The sequence below is a fragment of the Corynebacterium ureicelerivorans genome (assembly GCF_000747315.1).
Lineage (GTDB): Bacteria > Actinomycetota > Actinomycetes > Mycobacteriales > Mycobacteriaceae > Corynebacterium > Corynebacterium mucifaciens.
The window spans coordinates 1,500,708-1,517,550 of the sequence record NZ_CP009215.1; the positions used below are offsets into that span (position 1 = coordinate 1,500,708).

At 66.3% G+C, this 16,843-nt stretch carries 14 protein-coding genes; 6 read left to right on the top strand and 8 right to left on the bottom strand.

The window, feature by feature from the left end; genetic code table 11:
• Positions 1-22: 22 nt before the first annotated feature.
• The 5 genes from mutM to gdhA are packed head-to-tail and all read right to left on the bottom strand — an operon-like array spanning position 23 to position 4,323.
• On the bottom strand, positions 23-844 hold the full coding sequence (gene mutM, locus CUREI_RS07440; RefSeq protein WP_038612227.1) for a bifunctional DNA-formamidopyrimidine glycosylase/DNA-(apurinic or apyrimidinic site) lyase: 822 nt from the start codon (positions 842-844) through the stop codon (positions 23-25).
• Positions 837-1,604, bottom strand: a complete 768-nt coding sequence (rnc, locus tag CUREI_RS07445; RefSeq protein WP_038612229.1) for a ribonuclease III — start codon at positions 1,602-1,604, stop codon at positions 837-839. The genes mutM and rnc overlap by 8 nt, the downstream gene beginning before the upstream one ends.
• A complete protein-coding gene (locus CUREI_RS07450) occupies positions 1,601-2,137 on the bottom strand; it encodes a YceD family protein (RefSeq protein ID WP_038612231.1) in 537 nt (178 codons plus the stop codon). Before CUREI_RS07450 ends, rnc begins: the two co-directional genes overlap by 4 nt.
• 21 nt (positions 2,138-2,158) lie before the next feature.
• Positions 2,159-2,950, bottom strand: coding sequence for a DivIVA domain-containing protein (locus tag CUREI_RS07455; RefSeq protein ID WP_038612232.1), 792 nt, complete (start codon positions 2,948-2,950; stop codon positions 2,159-2,161).
• Positions 2,951-2,976: 26 nt separating this feature from the next.
• Positions 2,977-4,323, bottom strand: coding sequence for an NADP-specific glutamate dehydrogenase (gene gdhA / locus CUREI_RS07460; RefSeq protein ID WP_038612234.1), 1,347 nt, complete (start codon positions 4,321-4,323; stop codon positions 2,977-2,979).
• Positions 4,324-4,434: 111 nt separating this feature from the next.
• Between gdhA and CUREI_RS07465 the strand changes: the two genes are divergently transcribed.
• Complete coding sequence (locus tag CUREI_RS07465) at positions 4,435-5,577, top strand: glycerate kinase family protein (protein WP_051952269.1); 1,143 nt, start codon at positions 4,435-4,437, stop codon at positions 5,575-5,577.
• Here CUREI_RS07465 and CUREI_RS07470 read toward each other — a convergent pair.
• Positions 5,547-5,936 (bottom strand): hypothetical protein, encoded by a 390-nt coding sequence (locus CUREI_RS07470; RefSeq protein WP_038612235.1) that lies wholly within the window; start codon positions 5,934-5,936, stop codon positions 5,547-5,549. The genes CUREI_RS07465 and CUREI_RS07470 overlap by 31 nt on opposite strands.
• Positions 5,937-5,966: 30 nt before the next feature.
• Here CUREI_RS07470 and CUREI_RS07475 point away from each other — a divergent pair, with 30 nt between their 5' ends.
• From CUREI_RS07475 to CUREI_RS07485, 3 genes are read left to right on the top strand one after another with little or no spacing between them, the layout of a single operon-like run.
• A complete protein-coding gene (locus tag CUREI_RS07475) occupies positions 5,967-7,319 on the top strand; it encodes a DUF4921 family protein (protein WP_051952270.1) in 1,353 nt (450 codons plus the stop codon).
• Between the two features lie 3 nt (positions 7,320-7,322).
• Complete coding sequence (locus CUREI_RS07480) at positions 7,323-8,576, top strand: amidohydrolase (protein ID WP_038612239.1); 1,254 nt, start codon at positions 7,323-7,325, stop codon at positions 8,574-8,576.
• A gap of 54 nt (positions 8,577-8,630) precedes the next feature.
• Complete coding sequence (locus CUREI_RS07485; protein WP_038612242.1) at positions 8,631-11,036, top strand: glycogen/starch/alpha-glucan phosphorylase; 2,406 nt, start codon at positions 8,631-8,633, stop codon at positions 11,034-11,036.
• Here CUREI_RS07485 and CUREI_RS11640 read toward each other — a convergent pair.
• Positions 11,033-11,491, bottom strand: a complete 459-nt coding sequence (locus tag CUREI_RS11640) for a GNAT family N-acetyltransferase (protein WP_051952271.1) — start codon at positions 11,489-11,491, stop codon at positions 11,033-11,035. The two genes, CUREI_RS07485 and CUREI_RS11640, sit on opposite strands and share 4 nt — an antisense overlap.
• A 29-nt stretch (positions 11,492-11,520) precedes the next feature.
• Between CUREI_RS11640 and CUREI_RS07495 the strand changes: the two genes are divergently transcribed.
• Positions 11,521-13,362 carry a chorismate-binding protein gene (locus tag CUREI_RS07495; protein ID WP_038612244.1) on the top strand — a complete coding sequence of 614 codons (1,842 nt, stop codon included), beginning with the start codon at positions 11,521-11,523 and terminating at the stop codon, positions 13,360-13,362.
• Entirely contained in the window at positions 13,355-14,095 is a 741-nt protein-coding gene (locus tag CUREI_RS07500; RefSeq protein WP_038612247.1) for an aminotransferase class IV, read from the top strand. The genes CUREI_RS07495 and CUREI_RS07500 overlap by 8 nt, the downstream gene beginning before the upstream one ends.
• Positions 14,096-14,417: 322 nt before the next feature.
• Here CUREI_RS07500 and CUREI_RS07505 read toward each other — a convergent pair whose 3' ends face one another.
• The gene (locus tag CUREI_RS07505) at positions 14,418-16,838 is read right to left on the bottom strand and encodes an excinuclease ABC subunit UvrA (RefSeq protein ID WP_038612249.1); all 2,421 of its coding nucleotides are present in this window, start codon (positions 16,836-16,838) and stop codon (positions 14,418-14,420) included.
• Positions 16,839-16,843: the final 5 nt, after the last annotated feature.

Consider the following 16,843-nt stretch of genomic DNA (forward strand, 5'->3'; position numbering starts at 1 on the left):
GTCGCCTAACCGTACCCCAGCGCTACAACACCTGACAGACGGGGCAGAAGTAGCTGGAGCGTCCGCCGACGGTCACTCGCTCGATCGGCGTTTCGCACCGGGGGCAGGGTTTGCCGGCCTGCCCGTAGGCGTTCAGTGAGCGCGAGAAGTAGCCCGACGCGCCGTTAACGTTGACGTACAGCGAATCGAAGCTGGTGCCTCCCTGTTCCAACGAGCGGGCCATCACATCGCGCGCGGCGTCCAGGACCGCCTCCGCGTCGCGTTGGCGCATGGTCTTGGCGCTGCGCCACGGTTTGAGCCGCGCGGCCCACATGGCCTCGTCCGCATAGATCGAGCCGATGCCGCTGACCACTTCCTGGTTGAGCAGCACGCTTTTGAGTGGGGACTTCCTGCGCCGCATCGCACGGGCCGCGTCGCGCAGGTTGAACTCCGCCTCGAAGGGATCGGGGGCGATGTGTAGGGCGGGCTGCGGAACGCCGTCGATAAGCGGGGTGTACTGCCAGTACCCAAAGGTGCGCTGGTCCACGAAATCCAACTCCGCGTCCCCAATGTCTGCGCGGATGCGCAGGTGCGGCGAGGTCACGGTGCCATGCTCGGCGACAAGCATTTGCCCGCTCATGCGCAGGTGCACGAGCAGCGCGGCGCCGTCGCGTAGCGTGAGCCACAGGTATTTGCCGCGCCGTCCGGTGCCCGTAATGGTCAGGCCCGGCAGGGCGGTCTTCAAGTCCACGGTGTTGCCGCGCGCGGCGCGGGGGTGCAGCACCTCGACGCGCGCGAAGGTGCGACCAAGGACGTGGGCGTCAAGGCCGCGGCGGACGACCTCGACCTCGGGTAGCTCAGGCATTCCCGCGCACGGCCTCCGCGGCATGGTCGCGCAGGAAAAGCACAGCCTGGTGGGCCGCCTCCTGCTCTGCCAGCTTCTTGTTCGGCCCCGTGCCCGTGCCGCGGGAGACGCCGTCCACGAGCGCGTCCGCGGTGAAGGTCTGGTCGTGCTCCGGGCCCGAGGCCTGGGAGACGTATTCCGCCACGGGCAGCTTGAGCTCGGCAAGACGGACCTGCAGGTCCGTCTTCCAGTCGTGGTGCTTCTTGCTCACGGTCGCAGTGCGGAGCTTTTCGTCGAAAAGCGTGAGAATCACGTCGCGCGCTGTGGCAAACCCGTGCTGCAGGTAGATTGCGCCGAAGATGGCCTCGGTGGTGTCGGCGAGGATCGAATCCTTCTCGCGTCCGCCAGTGAGGGCCTCACCTTTGCCAATGAGCACGTGGCTGCCCAGGTCGATCTCGCGGGCGATATCCGCGAGGCCGTACCGGGACACAATTGCGGCGCGCATCGGCGACAAGTCGGACTCGGGCCGGGAGGGGTAAAGCTCAAACAGCTTCGTGGCCACGGACAAGCCGAGCACCGCGTCACCGACGAACTCCAGGCGCTCGTTGTTGGGCAGGTGGCCGTGCTCATTGGCAAAGGAACGGTGCGTCAGCGCCAGCTTCAGGCCGTCGCGGTCAATGTCCACGCCGAGGCGTTCCAGCAGCGGCGCGTGGTCGACAGCGTCAAAGGCCTGCTCCCACCGCTCGTCAGCGCTGACTTTCGGCTTGCGTGAGCGGCTCACAGGAACTTCTCCAGGCCAGCCCAGCGCGGATCGACCAAGTCGTTGTCTTCGCCCTCCACCGCGTCCGGCGCCGGGACATCCGTATCGCCCTCGCACTCCGGCTCGCAGGTGGGGTTGAAGGGCCAGTTCAACCCGGCCTCGTCCACGAACGCCTGCTCGAGGTCGACGGTGTTGTCCACCACCTGGCGGATCTCGTCACCGGAGCCCTGGTCCTCGTCCACCTCGTCGTCGCCGGTGATGAAGTCGTCGGACGCGGAAAATACCTCTGAAACGCGCAGGGTCTTGGTGGGGGTGAGCTCTTTCAAGCAGCGCACGCACTGGCCTTGCAGCGTCGCGGTCGCGGTCGCATCCACCATGACCCCCGAGCCGAGCGGGACGAGGGTGGCCTCGACCTCAACCTCGCGGCCTTCCGGGATGGCGATCATTTCTGGGCCGATGCGCGACGGGGAGGGGCCCGTCTGTGTCACGGTCTTGGGCGTGCCGTCCCCACCCAGCACGTCGGTGACATCAAATACGAAAGGATTGGTAGCCATAGCGACCACAGACTACCCCGTTTAGTACTCCTCGCCGTAGCCGCGGGAACGCTCGGAGTACTCCACCCGCTCACCACCGTGCGCGCGATCCACACGATCGGTGCGTCGGCTCCGCCCGGCGGCCCCAGAGGCGCCTGCGCCGCGTCGCAGCGCACTGCGGTCGGAAGAGACGGTTTGCAGGACGGAACGCAGGCCGTCCTCGAACTCCGCAAGCTTCGAATCCACGTAGTCGTCGCACTCCGCGCGCAGGCGACTGGATTCCGCCGACGCGTCGTCCACCAGGCGGTGCGCCTCCTCGTCCGCACGGCGGATGACCTCGGACTCGGAGATGAGTCGCTCCTGCTCCGCCAGCCCCTTGTCCACGGAACGCTGGTATTCCGCGTTGGCGGACTCGAGGATGCTGTCCGCTTCCCGCTGGGCGTCGCTTACGGTCGTATCCGCCACGTTCCGAGCCTGGTTGACCATCCTGTCGGACTCGTCCTCCGCGTCAGTGATGAGCGCAGCGGCTTGTGCCTGCGCATCGCTGAGCATGGATTCCGCCTCGGAGTGCGCGTCGCTGAGAATGCGCTCCGCGTCCTCCTCTGCGGTGCCGACCAGCACGTCGGCGCGGTCCTGCGCCCCCCGCAGGATCTCGTCCTGTTTATCCAGAACGTCCTGCGCGTCGTCGAGGTCGACGGGGATGGCGTTCCGGAGGTCGTCGAGAAGCCCGAGCATCTCGTTGCGGGGCACCATGCAATTGGAGGTCATCGGCACGCCGTAGGCCTGCTCGAGGGTCTGAACTAGCTCATCCAGGGCTTCGAAAACGCGGTACATGGTGCTCCAGCGTACCCGCTGGCCCCCTAGATCACGCCCTGGGCGAGCATCGCGTCCGCGACTTTTTTGAAGCCCGCAATGTTGGCCCCGACCACGTAATCGCCGGCGCGGTCGTACTCCTCTGCGGTGTTCTTGGCCACCGTGAAGATGTTGGACATGATCTTCTGCAGGCGGTCGTCCGTGTAGTCGAAGGACCAGGAGTCGCGCGACGCGTTCTGCTGCATCTCCAGCGCAGAGGTGGCCACGCCACCGGCGTTGGCGGCCTTGCCCGGGCCAAAGCCGATCTTGCGCTCGCGGAAGACCTCAATCGCTTCGGCGGTGGACGGCATGTTCGCGCCCTCAGCCACGTAACGCACGCCGTTGTCCACCAGCGTGCGGGCGTTGTCGCCGTCGAGCTCGTTCTGCGTCGCGCACGGCAGAGCGACGTCGGCCTTTAGGTCCCAAATCGAACCGTCCGTGTGCAGGGTCGCACCGGTCGCCTCATCGACGTACTCGGCCACACGGCCACGGCGCTTCTCCTTCACCTCGCGCAGAAGCTCCACGTCCACCCCGTTCGGTGTCTCCACCCAACCGGAGGAGTCGGAGAACCCGACGACGGTCGCGCCGAGTTCCTGCGCCTTCTGGATGGCGTAGATCGCCACATTGCCGGAGCCGGAGACGATGACCTTGGAACCGTCGATGGAATCGCCGTTGGCCTTCATCATCTCGTCCGTGAAGTACACGGCGCCGTAGCCGGTGGCCTCGGTGCGCACGAGCGAGCCGCCCCACGTGAGGCCCTTGCCGGTGAGCACCCCGGACTCGTGCTGGTTGGCCAGGCGGCGGTACTGGCCGAAGAGGTAGCCGATCTCGCGCCCGCCGACGCCGATGTCACCGGCCGGGACGTCGCGGTACTCGCCGATGTGGCGCCACAACTCTGTCATGAAGGACTGGCAGAAGCGCATGATCTCACCTTCGGACCGGCCCTTGGGGTCGAAGTCCGAGCCGCCCTTGCCACCGCCGATAGGCAGGCCGGTCAGGGAGTTCTTAAAGATCTGCTCGAAGCCCAGGAACTTGATGATGCCCAGGTTCACGCTCGGGTGGAAACGCAGTCCGCCCTTGTAGGGGCCGAGCGCCGAGTTGAACTGGACGCGGAAACCGCGGTTGACGCGGATGTTGTTGTCGTCGTCCATCCACGGCACGCGGAAGATGATTTGGCGCTCCGGCTCGCACAGCCGCTCAATCAGCCCGTAGTCGGCGTAGTGCGGGTCTTTGCTCAGCACGATCTTGAGCGATTCGAGCACCTCGGCCACTGCCTGGTGGAACTCCGGCTCGCCGGCGTTGCGCTCGAGCAGCTTCTGGTAGTAGCCGGCGACTTCCTGGTCAATTGCGCTCATCGGCGTGGTCCTCCAATACCTATAGGGGTGCAGAATTGCGTACCCGAGGAATGTTACTCCAGGAGGAACCGGAGGGGAGGATTTTCCGCGCAACTCGGTAAAATTTGTTCCATGACTTCCCCCGCTTCCGCCCCGTTCGACCCCGCCCCCTCGCCAAAAGTCGTGGTGGCGCCGGATTCATTCAAGTCCACCGCCACGGCGGCCGAAGCCGCCGAGTGGCTTGCCGAGGGCGTACGCTCAGTCATCCGCGACGCGCAGATCCTGCTCACCCCGATGGCCGACGGCGGAGAAGGCACCTCCGCACTCTTCGAGGGTGAACGCGTGAGCCTGCCGACGACGACCGCAGCCGGCCGCCTCACCGAGGCCGAATACACCTACCACGCGGCCACAAAGACGGCCTACATCGACGTTTCCGCGGCTTCCGGCCTACCCGCCGTGCAAGATGACCCGGTCCCACTGACCGGGGACACGTACGGCACCGGCGTGCTCATCGCGGATGCGCAAACCCGCGGCGCGGAGCGCATCGTACTGGGGCTCGGGGGCACAGCAACGAACGACGGCGGCACCGGCATCCTCGTGGCCCTCGGCGTGAACCCCTTGGACCAGGCCGGCTACCAGCTCACACCCGGAGGCGGTGCCCTCGAGCGTCTAACAAGCTTTGACACCGCCAAAGTCAACGTGCCCGCAGGCGCGGTGGAGTGGGTGCTGCTCACGGACACCTCCGCCCCCGCCACCGGCCCCGAGGGCGCGGCCCACGTGTTCGCGCCGCAAAAGGGCGCCACCGACGCAGACGTCGAAGTGCTCGATCGCGGTCTCGCGCGCCTGTGCGAGGTCGCCGATGTGGACCCCGCTACCCCGGGCCTGGGTGCCGCAGGCGGAGTGGGCATCGGCATCACGTGGCTGTCCACCATGCTGCACGGCGACGCGTCCCACGTGCACGTGCTGCCCGGGGCGCGCGTTGTCGCAGAGTCCAACGGGCTCACCGAGCACATCGACGGCGCGGCGCTGGTAATCACCGGCGAAGGCCGCTACGACGGACAAACGGGCACCGGCAAGGTCGCGTCCGTCGTGGGCGAGCTGGCCCGCGAGGGCGGCGCCGTGTTTGCCGTTGCCGCAGGAAGGTTCGACGAACAGCCGGCGGACGGCTCCATCGCCGTGACGCTGCCGGAGACCGATGACGTGCGCGAGCAGTTGATTCAGGCCGGGGCGGAGATCGCGGTGGCCTACCTGAACACCTCCACCGTCCAGGGGTAGATTGATGGCGCCTCAAAGCGGTCTTGGTCTTCCAGCATGACCGGGTCGCGCGGGAGCTCAGCTTTCGGGGTGAGAATGCGCGACAGGCCCATGGCCAGGCTGTTGAGACTCTCTGCGCCTTCGACGTCGATGCGGTAGCGGTGCGTTTCGGCCCCTTCGGCAGGCTCGCCCCTGTCCCGCTCGTAGGTTTCAGCCAGTTCGGCGCGAACGGAGTCGTCGATACGCACGCGCTGCATAGCTACGGTGCCGGACGCGAGCATCTCGCGGCGCACGAGGATGTCTAAGGCGCGCTGGAAAGCGTCCCTGACCTCGCCGGCAGCGGCGGGCGGGACAAGAACGTCGAATTGGATCACAGACATGGGTCTAAGGCTAACCGGTAGGGTAAGGGCATGTTTGACCCATCCGCAGACCCAGCGCACGCCCAAAATCGCGTGCTGCGGTCAACAGCGGACGGGACGGTGAAACAGGTCAACCCTTTTACGGGCGAGCAGGTGTGGACCGTACCTGGGCGCGCCAGCCGGCTCTTGGCCCACGCCGGCGCCTCCCCGGCACTGCTGGAGCCCGGCGCGCACGCGGCCGCCTGCGATTTCTGCGAGGCGCACAAGCTGCGCACGCCTCCGGAACGGTCGCGTCTGGTGGCGGACGGCGACGGGTTTTCAATCCTGCGCGATGTCATGCCCGACGAGCTGGACGCGACCGTTGCGGAGTTTCGGCGGGTGCCCAATCAGTTCGAGATCGTCCCCTACGACTATTGGCGGCGAAACTACGGCTACACCATGCCCGCGGCTCGCCGCGCGCACATGGAGCGTTATCTGGCCGACCCTGCGGGTCGGAGCCACGTGCTGCAAACGGTGCGCGCCCGCCTGGACGCGGCCGGGCACGACACGGACGTCACGGAGCAGCACCTGCTGGAGCTTGCTCCCGCGTATTTCGGCGGCGGCCACGACGTGATCATCGCCCGGCGCCACTATGTGGATGGCGCGAATAACTCGGCGCAACTGGCTGGCTCCGGACAACTCTCCGCTGAGGAGCACTACCGCTTCATCGCGTTTACGGTGGACGCGCTGCGCGACCTAGTCAATCAGCTCACCTACGCGCGCTACGTGGCGGTGTTTCAAAACTGGCTTTCACCAGCCGGAGCGTCGAAAGAGCACCTGCATAAGCAGCTCGTGGCTATCGACGACTACGGCCCCGTCGTGGAGGCGGAGGCCTCGAGGCTGCGGCGGAATGCGAACCTGTTCAACGACTTCGGCGTCGACCTCGCTTTCTCCCAGGGCCTCGTCATTGCGGACAACGACCACGCCATCCTCGTCGCAGGTGTGGGCCACCGCTTCCCCACCATGACGGTGTATGCAAAATTCCGCGCCTGCGAGCCGTGGGAGCACTCGCCCGAGGAGGTGCGCGCCGTTTCCGACCTGTTGCACGCCGCGCACGCCGCCACCGGCGTGCAGGTGGCCACCAACGAGGAGTGGCACTACCGCCCCTCGGGCCTCGACGTTGCCATGCCGTGGCGCATCGACGTGAAGTGGCGCGTCTCCACCCCAGCCGGTTTCGAAGGTGCGACGCAGATCTACGTGAACACGGTCTCACCGTTCGCCGTGCGCGACCAGGCCACGGACGCGCTTCGATCACTGCGCGGGCGCGGCCATGTGTCCGCTTCCATCCGCATCGGCGAGGAGTGCGTTCCGGCGCCGAACCTGTTGCGTTACAACCCCGACTTAGACTCCGACGAAGAAAGGTGACTTTTGAGTACTGTTTCCGACATTGTGCGTTCCTACTCCGTGGACGAGGTGTGGCAGCGCCGTCTCTACGAGCTGCTGCACGCGAACCCGGAGCTGTCCATGCAGGAGCAAGAAACCTACAGCCGGCTCATGATGGAGCTGTCCCGGTTCGACTGTGAGGTCATTGCCCCGATTGGCAAGTACGGCATCTGCGCAGTCTTTAAAAACGGCGACGGCCCGACCGTGATGCACCGCGCGGATTTCGACGGCTTGCCTGTGACAGAACAGACCGGCGCGCCCTACGCCTCGCACAAGACGGTGAAGACTACGGACGGCCAAACGGTCGGCACCATGCACGCGTGCGGCCACGACATCCACACCACCGCGCTGATGAGCATGTGCGATGTCCTGGACCACACCCGCGAGCACTGGTCCGGCACGTTCATCGCGTTGTTCCAGCCGGGCGAAGAGATCGGAGCCGGCGCCCAGGATATGGCGGATAACGGCCTGACCGCCAAGGTGCCCACCCCCGACGTCGTCTTCGGCCAGCACGTCATGCCCGGGCGCGCAGGCGAGGTGATGTCTAAGCCCGGCCCACAGTTCGCCGCGTGCGATTCCATCCGCATCCGCATCCCGGGGCGCGCCGCGCACGGCTCGATGCCGCACAATTCCGTCGACCCGACATACACGGCCGCGATGATCATCGCGCGCCTGCAGGCCATCGTCGGCCGGGAGGTGGACCCGGCGGATTTCGCCGTGGTCACGGTGGCCAGCTTGCACGCTGGCACGACCAACAACATCATCCCGGGCGAGGCGGAACTCGTGCTGAACTGCCGCTTCTACTCCGACAAGGTGAAGGCCCGGGTGTATGCAGCGATCGAGCGCGTCGTGCACGCGGAGGTGCTGGCGTCGGGATCGCTGGACGAGGCCACAGTGACCTACTTCGCCCACGGCGAGCTGCTGGACAACGACGAGGCCGTGTTCACACGGGTGCGCGAGCAGTTCGACGCCGTCTTCGGCGACGCGTCCGTGACCGCGGACCCGAAGACGGTCTCGGAGGACTTCCCCGTCATCGGCCAGGCCTTCGGCGCGCCGTACTTCTTCTGGCTCATCGGCTGCACGCCGCGCGACATCTGGGACAAGGCGGTGGAAGAAGACCGGGTCGGCGAAGACGTACCGGTCAACCACATGTCTACGTTCCTGCCGGAGTACGAGCCGACCATCGACGCCGCCACCCGCGCAGGCGTGACCGCGGTGCTGAGCTACCTGGCCAAGTAGCTGCGCACCGCGCTCACCTGCACGTCAGCACGTCCGCCGGTACGCTCGGGGCCCATGACTGCCACCACACCAGCATTCGAGCAGACCGTCGAAGGCCACGTTCGCGCATTCGCCGGAAGCGCCCCGGACAACGCCACGGTGAAAAAGTTCTGGACAGGACTTTCCGCCGCCACCGTCGAACAGTTCGCCGACAACTGGGAGAAAACCCGCGACGCCTACAAAGGCGCCCGCCGCGCCGCGTACTTCTCGGCGGAGTTTCTCGAGGGCAGGGCGCTGCTGAATAACCTGACCAACCTTGGGCTCGTCGATAAGGCGAAAGCCGCCGCGGAAGCGAACGGCTTCGAGCTCACCGAGGTGTTGGAGGCGGAACACGACGCGGCGCTGGGCAACGGCGGTTTGGGCCGCCTCGCCGCCTGCTTCCTAGACTCTGCCGCCACGCAGGATTTTCCGCTGACCGGCTACGGCTTGCTCTACCGTTACGGGCTGTTTCGCCAGGAGTTCAAAGACGGCTTCCAGCGCGAGCACCCGGACGCGTGGAAGGAGTCGTTCTACCCCTTCATCATCCGCCGCGGCTCGGAGCAGCGCATTGTGAAGTTCGACGACATGCACGTGCGCGCTATCCCCTACGACATGCCGATCACGGGCTACGGCACTGACAACGTGGGCACGCTTCGCCTGTGGGACGCGTCCCCGATCGCCGAGTTCGACTACGACGCGTTCAACTCCCAGCGGTTCGCCGACGCCATCTTGGAGCGCGAGGCTGTCCACGACATCACCCGCGTGCTGTACCCGAACGACTCCACCTACGCAGGCAAGCTCCTCCGCGTGCGCCAGCAGTACTTCTTCGTCTCTGCCTCACTGCAGGAGCTGATCGACGACTACCGCGCCGCCCACGGCGACGACCTGCAAAACTTCCACACATTCAACGCCATCCAGCTCAACGACACCCACCCGGTCCTGGGCATCCCCGAGCTGATGCGGTTGCTTATGGACGAGCACGGCCTCGGCTGGGACGACGCCTGGGAAGTGACCACCCACACCTTCGCCTACACCAACCACACGGTGCTGCAGGAGGCGTTGGAGACGTGGGAGGAAGCCATCTTCAAGCAGCTGTTTTGGCGCATTTGGGAGATTGTGGAGGAGATTGACCGCCGCTACCGCCTGGACATGGAGTCGCGCGGCATCGACCCGGAGACCGCGCACTACTACTCCCCGGTACACGACGGACGAGTGCACATGGCGTGGATCGCCTGCTACGCCTCGTACTCGGTCAACGGTGTGGCGGCGCTGCACACCGACATCATCAAACGCGACACCCTCGGCTTCTGGCACGGGCTTTACCCGGATCGCTTCAACAACAAGACCAACGGCGTGACCCCGCGCCGTTGGCTGCGTATGTGCAACCCGCGCCTGTCGGCGCTGCTGGACCGCCTCGCCGGCAGCGACGAGTGGGTCACCGACCTGTCCAAGCTGCAACAGCTGCGTCCGCATTTCGACGACCCGGAGGTGCTGCGCGAACTGCGCGAGATCAAGGCCGCGAACAAGCGCGACTTCGCCGACTGGATCGCCGAGCGCCAGGGTATGCAGATCGACCCGGACTCCATCTTTGACACCCAGATCAAGCGCCTGCACGAATACAAGCGCCAGCTCATGAACGCGCTGTACATCCTGGATCTGTACTTCCGCATCACTGTCGACGGTGAGCGGGATGTGCCGAAGCGCACCTTTATCTTCGGCGCCAAGGCGGCGCCGGGCTACGTCACCGCCAAGGGCATTATCAAGCTCGTCAACACCATTGCGGAGTTGGTGAACAACGACCCTGTGGCTTCGCAGTACATCCACGTGGTGTTCGTTGAAAACTACAACGTCTCCCCCGCAGAGCGGATCATCCCGGCCACGGATGTCTCGGAGCAGATCTCCACCGCCGGCAAGGAGGCGTCCGGCACCTCGAACATGAAGTTCATGATGAACGGCGCGCTCACCCTCGGCACCATGGACGGCGCCAACGTGGAGATTGTGGACGCCGTCGGCGAGGACAACGCCTACATCTTCGGCGCGCGGGAAGAGGAGCTGCCGGAGCTGAAGGCGCACTACAACCCACGCCAGGTGGCCGAGGAGACCCCCGGCCTCATGCGCGCGCTCGATGCGCTTGTGGACGGAACACTCGACGACCGCGGCACCGGCGTCTTCCACGACATCCGCGCCTCGCTGCTTGACGACAACGGCTACGGCGAGCGCGACGTCTACTACGTCCTCGGGGATTTCGCAGCATTCCGCGCGGCCCGCGACCGCATGGCCGCGGACTTCTACGCCGACCCGGACGGGTGGGCACGCAAGTGCTGGGTCAACATCTGCGAGTCCGGCCGCTTTTCCTCCGACCGCACCATCCGCGACTACGCGCAGGGCGTGTGGAAGATCGAGCCGACCGCGATTAGTGGCAACGAACCGGCGAGGGGCTAGTCGCGCACCATGCGCTTGAGGGTGACGTTGTCGCCCTCATGGTGCGTTTCTTCGCCGTCGAAGGCAAAGCCGTGCTTGCGGTAGAACGCCTGAGCACGCTCATTGAAGTCCGCGACCCAGAGGAACGCGGGCTGGCCCGGCGGGACCACAGCGTCCATGAGCTTGGGGGCCACACCAGTGCCCGCAGCCTCCGCCAGTAGGTAAAGGTTGCGCAACTCGGTGCGCTGCCCGGGGATGGCGTACGCCATGCCCACAGGCTGGCCATCAACTTCCGCAATGACGACGCACCCATCCGGGTCCTGGAAGTATGCAGCCCATTCGCGTTCGAGCACCGCTGCATTGTCAAGTGCTTCGTCGGGGATGTGCCCGCGAAAGGCCGCGGCGCGGGAACGGTTGTGCACGTGGGCAACAGTGGCTGCGTCGGCGGCGCCGGCGAGCCGGATGGTGGCGTCCATGCGCCTCAACGCTATACGATTCCACTGCGATGATCCTGCTCGTTGACAATTACGATTCATACACGTTCAACCTCGCCCACCTTATTGCGGAGGTGACCGGGCACGAGCCCCTCGTCGTGCCCGCCGGCGACGCAGCGGGTCTGCCGGAACGCGTCCGCGCTGGCGAGTTCAGCCACGTTGTGATCTCCCCTGGCCCGGGCACCCCAGAGCGGGACGAGGACTTCGTCGCCTCCCGGCGCGTTATCGAGGCGGCTGCAAAGGCGCAGGTTCCGTTGCTGGGCGTGTGCCTCGGCCACCAAGGGCTAGCCATGCTCGCCGGTGCGGCCGTAACCCGGGCTCGCGAGCCGCGCCACGGGTTCGTCTCCACACTCACCCACTCCGGCGAGGGGATCTTCACCGGCATCCCGCAAGGCTTCGAGGTGGTGCGCTACCACTCGTTGCACGTCGAGGAGGTTCCCGGCGTCACGGTCCACGCGCGCAGCGAGGACGGCGTGGTCCAGGCGCTGAAAGTGGACGGGCTTCCCCACTGGGGTGTGCAGTTCCACCCCGAGTCCGTGCTCACGCAGCACGGCGCGGCCATCATGCGTAACTTCCTGGGCGGCTGGCGGCTGATCCACCGGGAGGTGCCCGGTGGCATCGACTGCCAGAGGGTGTTCGACGCCATCAGGCGCAGCGGCAACGACGCGTTTTTCCTGGACTCCGCCGATTCGCGCGGCAGCTTCTCCATCCTCGGCGACACTGCGGGCGCCCTGTCCCGCTCCATCCCCTTCACGCTTGGCGACGGCGACATTCTGCACGACCTCGAACGGGAACTTTCCACCCCCATCCACGGAGCGCCCGATTTGCCGTTCACCGGCGGGGTAATCGGCTACCTCGGCTACGAGTGCGCCGAGCTGACCATGCCGATCACGTTGCGCCACCGCTCCCCCTACCCGGACGCGTATTTTGTCCGGCCGCAATCCTTCATCGTGTACGACCACCAGACCGAAACCGCCCACCTGTGCGCCCTGGCCGGCGAGGGCGCAGAGGGGTTGCTCGGCCGGCTCGAGCAGGCGCTTCAGGGGGCGGAGGGAGCCGGAGGTGCGTCGATAGGTGAAGGCTCCTGGAGCAACCCGGACTACCTCGGCAGCATCGAGCAGGCCCAGGAGTTGCTGCGCGCGGGCGAGAGTTACGAGGTGTGCTTGACCGACACTTTCACCGCCGAAGCGACGGGCGATATCTACCGCCAACTGCGCGAACACAACCCCGCGCCGTACGCCGCACACCTCATCTTCGAGGGCGTGGAGGTCGCCAGCGCATCGCCCGAGCGCTTCCTCACCGTGCGCGGCCGCGAGGTGGAGGCGAAGCCGATCAAGGGCACCATCGCCGCTGATCAGGACCCCGCGCTGCTTGACGACGACAAAACCCGCGCCGAAAACCTCATGATCGTGGACCTGCTGCGAAACGACCTCTCCCGCGTTTGCGAGCCGGGTACCGTGCGCGTGCCCCGGCTCATGCAGGTGGAGTCGTACGCGAGGGTGCACCAGTTGGTTTCCACCATCACCGGGCAGCTGCGCGAGGGGTGCACCGCCGTCGACGCTGTGCGCGCGACGTTCCCGCCCGGCTCCATGACCGGCGCGCCGAAGCTGCGCACCTGCGAGATCATCGACCGCTTAGAGACCTCCCCGCGCGGCGTCTACTCCGGCGCGCTGGGCTACTTCGGCTTCGACGGCCAGGCTGATCTCTCCGTGGTGATCCGCACCGCCGTGCGCGCAGGCAACACCGTCACCGTGGGTGCGGGCGGCGCGATCGTGCTGGCCTCCGACCCCGAGTCCGAACTCGCCGAGCGCAACCTCAAGGCACAGTCCGTGCTCGGGGCGTGGGATGCGTAGGTACGTCTGGCGCGGCGGCTTCGTCGAATGCGACGTCCCCGACGGCCCCCTCGATGTGGCCGACTCCTGGCGCCACTCGAACGGCCGCACGAACGGCCTTCACCTGCACCTCGCGCGGTTTTCCCGCGTTGCTGGGCGGCTGCCCGAAGGCTACGTCGATAGGCTGATGTCACTTTTGCACGAGGGCGAACTCTTCCCCCGCATCGCCCTGTCCCAGGGGCAATTGCTTCTCGACGTCCGCTCCGCCCCTTCCCCGCGCTCGTCTACTGCGCTGACGTACGCGCAGGCTTCCGACCCGCGCACCCGTCCCGAGGTGAAAGGTCCCGACTTCGCTGCGTTTGGCGCGTACCGTTCGCGGTACCAGGTGGAGGGCACGGACGACGCGGTGATCGTCAATAAGGATGGCTCCATGCTGGAGACCACCACAGGCGCGCTGGTGATGTGGGACGGTGACGCTCTGTGTGTTTCCGACGGCGTACGACTGCCGAGTGTCACGCTGCATCAAGTCGTCGCCCGCGCCGAAACGCTGGGCCTGCCCGTGGTGCGCCGCCGCCTGACCCCCGAGCTCGCCGCCGCGCACCCCCTGTGGTTCCTCAACTCCGTGCACGGCATCAGCCCGGTTCGCGAGCTACACGTCGGCGACACCGTGATCACTCCCCCGGCACACCCTTGTTTCGACGAGTGGCACGACTGGTGGTGGGGCGGCTTCACGGTCGAATGGCCGGGATACTGAAAACCTATGTCTCTGCATAGTGGGCGGGCCCACGGGGACTATGCAGCCGCATAGTCAACGGCGCTGAACCGATCTTCCGTGACACGGACCGGCCGGGTCCAAAAACTATGCCGCTGCATAGTAAGCGAGCCCCCTTCGCCAGCCCGAGTTTGTACGAATTTACATGCGTCAATACCTATAGGCTTCTGACCTTCACGTTTAAAGCTGAACAACCGTGCCAATTGTCAACTTTTACATGTTTCGTTTAGGAACCCACACCTTCGAAGCATCGCGAACGACGACTCCGGGACTATGCAGCTGCATAGTCCCCACCCACAGCAACCTACGCCGAACGCTCGGCGAGTACCTTCCCGGTCGCGGTATCGCACTTGGCCAGCTCCGCCGGGGTGCCGGTGGCGACGACCTGCCCTCCGTCGGCACCGGCGTCCGGGCCCATCTCAATCACGCGGTCGGCTTGTGCGATCACGGAGACATCGTGCTCGACAACGATCACGGTCTGACCCGCGTCGACCAGGCTGTTGAGTTCTTGCACCAGCAGAGCAACATCGGCGGGGTGCAAACCAGTGGTGGGCTCGTCCAGCAAGTACACGGTGTGGCCCCGGCGTGAGTTGCGGGAGCGCTGCAGCTCCGTGGCCAGCTTGATGCGCTGCGCCTCGCCGCCGGACAATTCCGGCGCGCCCTGGCCCAGCCTCAGGTAGCCAAGCCCCACCGCTTGCAGGGTTTCCACGGCACGCAGGATTTTCGGTTCGTCGGCGAACACGTCCGCGGCTTCGTCGACAGTCAGATCCAGCACCTGCGCGATGTTGAGGCCCTCCCACGTCACTTCGAGGGTCTCGTCGTTGTAGCGCGCCCCGTGGCAGTCGGGGCAGGTGGTGTAGGAGCCGGGCAGGAACACCAGCTCCACCTCGATCTTCCCGGCGCCGCCGCAGGTCGGGCACTGCCCCTGCTTCACGTTGTAGGAAAAGCGCGACACGGTCCACTTGCGCCGTTTCGCTTCGTTGGTGCCTGCGAACAGTTTGCGCACGCCGTCGAACAGACCGGTGTAGGTCGCCAGCGTCGAGCGGGGCGTGCGTCCGATCGGCTTCTGGGTGATCTGCACGACGCGGCTCACGGCATCGAAGCCGGCGCGCGTATCGACGTTCCATCCGGCCTCCCCCACCCCGGCATCATCAGTGGCTTCGTCCTCCTCATCGACGACAGAGGACGCCGCTTCGCGCAGCACACCGGCGAGCACAGTGCTCACCAACGTGGATTTTCCGGAGCCGGACACACCCGCCACGGCGGTGAACTGGCCCAGCCCGAACGCGATGTCCAGCCCATCAATGGAGCGGGCCCGCACGCCGGACAGGGACAGCTCGCCAGCCGCAGGGCGCGGGTCGTCGTTGAGCGAAAGTATGCGGTTGGCCAGCGCGCGGGCGGTCGGTGCGTCGCCGGTGTACTCGCTGGTGGGGCCGGAGTACACCACCTCGCCGCCGCGCTCGCCGGCTAGTGGGCCGACATCCACAAGCCAGTCGGTCTGGGCGACCAGCTCCATGTCGTGCTCCACCAGCAGCACGGAATTCCCAGCGTCGATGAAGCGACGGCAGATGTCGAGCACCGCGCCGCGTTCGGACGGATGCAGGCCGGCGGACGGCTCGTCGAGCACGTACGCCACGCCGAAGAGACCGGAGCGCAGCTGAGCGGACAGGCGGATGCGCTGCAGCTCACCGGCGGACAGCGTCGGCGCGGGACGGTCCAGGCTCAGGTGAGCCAGCCCCAGGTCAAGCGCGGACTGCAGCGCGGGCAGGATCTGTTTGAGCAGCAGGTCTTCCGCGGAACCTGCAGACGGCTCCTGCGCGTCGAGCACCTCGTAGACCTGGTCCAGGGGCAGGGCGCCCAGCTCGTCGATAGGCATCCCCGCGTAGTTGACCTTGAGCGCCTCGGGGTTGAGGCGCCGGCCGTGGCACGTCTCGCACACGTGCGACTCCATGTGGGACAGCACCCGTTTGCGCAGCGTATCCGAGTTTGTCTCTGCAAGCGTGTTGGTCAGGTACGACGCCACCGAACGCCACGTGCCCTTGTAGTTCCGCTGGATCTGGTCCTCTCCGCGCACGGGCTTCACGGTCACAACGGGACGCTCGTCGGTGAACAGAATCCAGTCCCGATCCTTCTGGGGCAGATCCTGCCAAGGCGAATCCAGGTCGTAGCCCAGCGCCTGCAGAATATCGTGGAAATTCTTGCCCGCCCACGCGCCGGGCCAGGCTTGGATTGCCCCGTCTTCGATCGACAGCGTGGGATCCGGCACCATGGACGCTTCCGTCGGCTCGTGGACCACGCCGGTGCCCTGGCAGGTCGGGCACATCCCCTCGGGGGTGTTCGGAGAGAAGGAGTCGGAGTACAAACCCTTCGGGTTGTCGCCCGCGCGCGAGTACAACAACCGGATGCTGTTGGACAGCGCGGAGACCGTACCCACCGTGGAGCGCGCACCGCCGCCGGAGGTGGACTGCTCCAAGGCGACCGTCGGCGGCAGGCCCTCGACGGCGCCGACCTGGGGGTCCACCGCGGAGCCGATCAAGCGGCGCGCGAACGGCGCCACCGATTCGAGGTAGCGCCGTTGGCCCTCGCCGTGGATGGTGCCGAACGCGAGGGAGGATTTGCCGGAACCCGACACCCCGGTCACCGCAACGAGTGTGCCGCGCGGGATGTCCACGTCGACGTTGCAGAGGTTGTGCAGGTGGGCGTCTCGTACCTGGATTCCAGTCATGGCAC